The sequence below is a fragment of the Bacillus sp. LR--39 genome (genome assembly GCF_053613335.1).
The window spans coordinates 1-529 of the sequence record NZ_JBSIOT010001533.1 but is presented as its reverse complement, the minus strand read 5'-3'; the positions used below and the strand labels follow the sequence as shown (position 1 = coordinate 529).

Genomic DNA, 529 nt, shown 5'->3' with positions numbered 1-529 from the left:
CTTCTCAAATGGGATTATCTTTTTAGGCGTTGCTTCCATTGTGCTCATCCTGTTATTCGGGGGACAGACAGAGCACTTAATTCCGTTATATGCTGTCGGCGTATTTATTCCATTTACGCTTTCGCAAACCGGCATGTGCGTTAAATGGATCAAGCAAAAACCAAAAGGCTGGATCGGAAAAATGCTGATCAACTCCTGCGGCGCTCTGATATCGTTTATGGTTCTATCCATTCTGTTTGTGACAAAGTTTAATGTTGTATGGCCTGTGTTAATCTTTATGCCTATCGTCGTTCTGTTGTTTTTTGCGATTAAAAATCACTACACCGCTGTCGGCGAACAGCTTCGCATCGTAGACAAAGAGCCGGAAGAAATCAAAGGCACCGTTGTGATTGTGCCTGTGGCCGGTGTCACCACCGTTGTGCAAAAATCGATTCACTATGCGAAATCACTGTCCGATCAGGTGATCGCCGTTCACGTGTCATTTGACAGAGAACAGGAAAAGAAATTCGAAAAACGCTGGGAAGAGCTT

The 529-nt window shown here is 44.4% G+C and carries 1 pseudogene; it reads left to right on the top strand.

What is annotated here, in order from left to right:
* Positions 1 to 529, top strand: a pseudogene (gene kimA, locus ACWHAR_RS31625) (potassium transporter KimA); the annotation flags it as partial.